This window comes from Gemmobacter sp. (genome assembly GCF_016792925.1).
Taxonomy (GTDB): domain Bacteria; phylum Pseudomonadota; class Alphaproteobacteria; order Rhodobacterales; family Rhodobacteraceae; genus Gemmobacter.
This window is the reverse complement of sequence record NZ_JAEULU010000275.1, coordinates 1-4434: the sequence shown is the minus strand read 5'-3', so window position 1 is coordinate 4434 and position 4434 is coordinate 1. Positions and strand designations below refer to the sequence as shown.

Annotated in this window: 5 protein-coding genes; 2 read left to right on the top strand and 3 right to left on the bottom strand. The window is 64.5% G+C overall.

Features of this window, described 5'->3' with window-relative positions:
- The coding region (locus JNN06_RS13080; RefSeq protein WP_291240035.1) for a LysR substrate-binding domain-containing protein at positions 1-632 on the bottom strand (632 nt) is incomplete at its 3' end.
- A gap of 91 nt (positions 633-723) precedes the next feature.
- On the opposite strand from JNN06_RS13080, the gene metF reads away from it, so the two are divergent.
- Positions 724-1590, top strand: a complete 867-nt coding sequence (gene metF, locus JNN06_RS13075; protein WP_291240034.1) for a methylenetetrahydrofolate reductase [NAD(P)H] — start codon at positions 724-726, stop codon at positions 1588-1590.
- Between the two features lie 87 nt (positions 1591-1677).
- Here the strand turns inward: metF and ppk2 are convergent, their stop codons facing one another.
- The gene (gene ppk2 / locus JNN06_RS13070) at positions 1678-2598 is read right to left on the bottom strand and encodes a polyphosphate kinase 2 (RefSeq protein WP_291240033.1); all 921 of its coding nucleotides are present in this window, start codon (positions 2596-2598) and stop codon (positions 1678-1680) included.
- A gap of 174 nt (positions 2599-2772) precedes the next feature.
- On the opposite strand from ppk2, the gene JNN06_RS13065 reads away from it, so the two are divergent.
- On the top strand, positions 2773-3561 hold the full coding sequence (locus JNN06_RS13065) for an inositol monophosphatase family protein (RefSeq protein ID WP_291240032.1): 789 nt from the start codon (positions 2773-2775) through the stop codon (positions 3559-3561).
- 70 nt (positions 3562-3631) lie between these two features.
- Here JNN06_RS13065 and JNN06_RS13060 read toward each other — a convergent pair whose 3' ends face one another.
- Positions 3632-4369: a rhomboid family intramembrane serine protease gene (locus JNN06_RS13060; protein WP_291240031.1), complete on the bottom strand. Its 738-nt coding sequence runs from the start codon at positions 4367-4369 to the stop codon at positions 3632-3634.
- Between the last annotated feature and the right edge of the window lie 65 nt (positions 4370-4434).

The window sequence follows — 4434 nt, the reverse complement described above, 5'->3', positions numbered from 1 at the left end:
GTCAGCAGTTCGGTAAAGACATCCAGCCGGTCGCGGCTGACCGGATAGGTGATCAGCGTCTGGTCGCGAAAATCCTCGGCCTCGACAAAGGGCTTTTGCGCCAGGGGGTTGAGGCTGGAGGCCACCAATGTCGGGTGATAGTCGAACAAGGGCGTGAAGGTGATCCCCGGCAGGGTCAGCGGGTTGGAGGAGATCACCAGATCGACCTCCTCGCGGTCCAGCGCGGGCAGCGCGTCAAAGGCGAGGCTGGTGCGGATGTCCACATCCACATCCGGCCAAGCATGGCGGAACTGTTGCAAAACCGGAAACAGCCAGTCGAAACAGGCATGGCATTCCAGCGTGATATGCAGACGCCCGGTCTTGCCTGCCAGCAGGGCGCGGAACTCCTCCTCCAGCGCCTCCATCTCGGGAAGCACCCGTTCGGCCACCCGCAACATGCGCTGCCCTGCCGCCGACAGCTTCATGGGCTTGGAGCGCCGCACAAACAGCTCCATCCCGGCCTGATCCTCCATTGCCTTCACCTGATGGCTCAGCGCGCTTTGGGTCATGTTCAGCATGTCGGCCGCCCGCGCCAGGCCGCCGCAATCCTGGATCGCCTTGATGCTGCGCAGGTGGCGAATGTCGAAATACATGAGACTTCCTCATAATCATGATGAGCATTATGAATTTGTCTCACATCGCATTTTCCGGCACAAGAGGGCATCCGAAACAGGAGCCGAGCCGATGACTGCACCGCGCATTTCCTTTGAATTCTTCCCGCCGCAGACGCTCGATGCGTCGTTCAAGCTGTGGGAAACGGTGCAGATGCTGCAACCTCTGGCGCCGGAATTCGTCTCGGTCACCTATGGCGCGGGCGGCACCACCCGCAAGCTGACGCATGATGCGGTGACGACGATTGCCAAGAATACCGGGCTGCGCGTCGCCGCGCACCTCACCTGCGTCGATGCCACCAAGGCCGAAACGCTGGAGATCGCTGAGGCCTACGCCGCCAATGGCATCACCGACATCGTGGCGCTGCGCGGCGATGCGCCCAAGGGCGCCACCCGTTTCACCGCCCACCCGGAGGGCTTTGCCCATAGCGTCGAGCTGATCGAGGCGCTGGCCGCCACCGGCAAATTCACCCTGCGCGTCGGCGCTTACCCCGAGCCGCATCCCGATGCCGCCGACACGCTGCAAGATGTGCGCTGGCTGAAGCGCAAGATCGACGCGGGCGCCACCGCCGCCCTGACCCAGTTCTTCTTCGAGGCCGAAACCTTCCTGCGCTTCCGCGATCTCTGCGTGAAGGAAGGCATCACCGCCCCGATCATCCCCGGCATCCTGCCGATCGAAAACTTTGCCGGTGTGAAGAAATTCTCGGCCCGCTGCGGCGCGCAAGTGCCGCAATGGCTCGATGATGCTTTCACCGTGGCCAAGCGCGACGGGCGCGAGGATCTGCTCTCGGTCGCGCTTTGCACCGAGCTGTGCGACACGCTGATTTCCGAGGGCGTCGAGGATCTGCACTTCTACACCCTCAACCGCCCGCATCTGACGCGTGACGTGTGCCACGCCCTTGGCCTCTCTCCGGAGGTGGCGCTGGAAAAGGTCGCCTGAGGCCCTTTTCCGGCAAACTGACGCCCGGTCCCACGGCAGCGGGACCGGGCGTTTTTTCTGTGCCTCAGCCGTTCAAGACTTCGTCGCTCAATACTTTTCCGGCACATACAGCTCGGGCGGCAGCACGGCGCGTTCGTAATCGGGGTTGAACACCCGGTCGGGCAGCGCGATCTCCTCATGCGGCACCGGCGCATACGGGAATTGCGCGAGGAAATGGTCGATGCAATTCAGCCGCGCGCGCTTTTTGTCATTGCCTTCCACGATATACCACGGCGCCTCGGGGATATTCGTGCGGGCGAACATCTCCTCCTTGGCCTTGGTATACTGTTCCCACCGCACCCGGCTTTGCAGGTCCATCGGCGACAGTTTCCACTGTTTCATCGGGTCGTGAATGCGCATGAGGAAGCGGAATTGCTGCTCCTCATCGGTGATCGAGAACCAGTATTTCACCAGCCGCACGCCCGAACGCACCAGCATACGCTCGAACTCCGGCACGTCGCGAAAGAACTCCTCCACCTGATCCTCGGTGGCAAAGCTCATCACCCGCTCCACGCCCGCGCGGTTGTACCAGCTGCGGTCGAACAGCACGATCTCGCCCGCCGCCGGAAGATGCGGCACATAGCGCTGGAAATACCACTGGCTGCGCTCGCGCTCGGTCGGCGCGGGCAAGGCCACGGTGCGCACCACGCGCGGGTTCAGCCGCTGGGTGATGCGCTTGATCACGCCGCCCTTGCCCGCGGAATCGCGCCCCTCGAACAGCACCACCACCTTTTCCCCGTGATGCACCGCCCAATCCTGCAACTTGATCAGCTCTGACTGCAACCGGATCAGCGCATGCATATAGGTGGCACGGTCCAGCGCATCGGGATGCTTTTCCTTGTAGATGCGCGCGATTTCCTCAGAGAGCGCGGCATCCTCGATCTCCAGCTCGTATTCCTCGTCCAGCGCATCGGCCAGCTCTGCCGCCAGCCAGTCGCGCCCCGGCAGGTCCAACTCATCATCCCGCATCGCATGCCTCCTGTTTCCTGCCGCCAGCCAAACCACAGAGAGGTAACAGTCTGGTAACACCGCCCCTCCACAACCGCCGAAGACCCGGCCCCGCGCCCCCTTTCCTTCCGCGCCCTTTCCGGCTAGAAGCCCCGTTTGAACACCCGACATGACCGAACGCGACGAGGAAAGCCGATGCAGGGCAGCGCCAATCTGAATGTGATGATCAAGGCGGCCCGCAAGGCCGGGCGCAGCCTCGTCAAGGACTTCCGCGAGGTCGAGAACCTTCAGGTCTCCTCCAAGGGCCCCGGCGATTTCGTGTCGAAAGCCGACCGCGAGGCGGAACGGATCATCAAGGAAGAGCTGATGGCCGCCCGCCCGACCTATGGCTGGCTGGGCGAGGAAACCGGCGAGACGGCGGGCGCCGACCCGACCCGCCGCTGGATCGTCGATCCGCTGGATGGCACGACCAACTTCCTGCACGGCCTGCCGCATTGGGCGATTTCCATCGCGCTGGAACACAAGGGCGAGATCGTCGCGGGCGTCGTGTTTGACGCCGCCAAGGACGAGCTGTTCTGGGCCGAGAAAGGCGCGGGCGCCTGGATGAATGACAAACGCCTGCGGGTATCGGGGCGCCGCCACATGATCGAGGGCATCTTCGCCACCGGCGTGCCCTTTGCCGGGCGCGGCCCGCTGCCGGCCACGCTGAAAGACCTTGGCCAGTTGATGCCGGTCTGCGCCGGGGTACGCCGCTGGGGCGCCGCCGCGCTCGATCTGGCCTATGTCGCAGCCGGGCGCTATGACGGGTATTGGGAACGTGGCCTGAATGCCTGGGATATGGCGGCGGGTCTGGTGCTGGTGCGCGAGGCAGGCGGCCTCGTCTCCGGCATCCGCGAAGACCAGGACCCGCTGGAGAGCGGCTCGGTCATCTGCGGCAACGAGGCCCTGTTCGAGCCCTTCCGCAAGATCATCCGCGGCGAGTGAAACCGCCGCCACCGCCCGGAAACGCGCGCCCCTTGGCGCGCGTTTTGCGTTTCAGGCGGGGGCTTGGGGGTCAGCCCCGCCGCACCAGCGGAATGCGCGTGCGGGCATAAACCACCGGCGGATGCGCGGGATGCCCCGCGCTGCGCTGCCAAAAGCGCACCCCGCCGCCCCGCAGCCAAAGCGGCAACACCAGCAGCAGCCCCGCGACAAAGCCCCCGGCATGCGCCCAATAGGCGACACCGCCCAGATCAACCGGCGTGGCCAATCCCGCCACCACCTGACTGCCGAACCAAAAGCCCAGCACCGCCCAGGCGGGAATGGCGAAGATGCGGAAAAAGATCAGGAAAAAGAACAGCACATCGACCCGCGCGCGCGGGAACAGCAGCAGATAGCCCCCCATCACCCCGGCAATCGCCCCCGAGGCGCCGACCATGGGAATGCCAGACCCCGGATCAGCCGCAATCTGCGCCCCCGCCGCCGCCGCGCCACAGGCCAGATAGAACAGCAAGAACCCCAACGGGCCGAACTGATCCTCCAGATTGTCGCCAAAGATCCACAGGAACAGCATATTGCCCAACAGATGCGCCCAACCTGCATGCAGGAACATCGAGGTCAAGACCCCGCCCCAGGCCCCCTCATAAACCGCCCGCCCCGGCACCAGCCCCCAGTCAAAGAAAAACCGCTCCAAGGCGGCATCGGAGGGGAGCAGAAACCAGTAGCCCAGGAATATCAGCACATTCAGCGCGACGAGAAGCCGCGTGACATGGGGCACCCGGCCCGAAGGGTTGTGATCGCGGATCGGAAACATGCGCGCAGGCTGGGCTATCGCCATGCCTGCGTCAAGCGGGGTCCGGGGGGCTGTCTGCCCCCCAC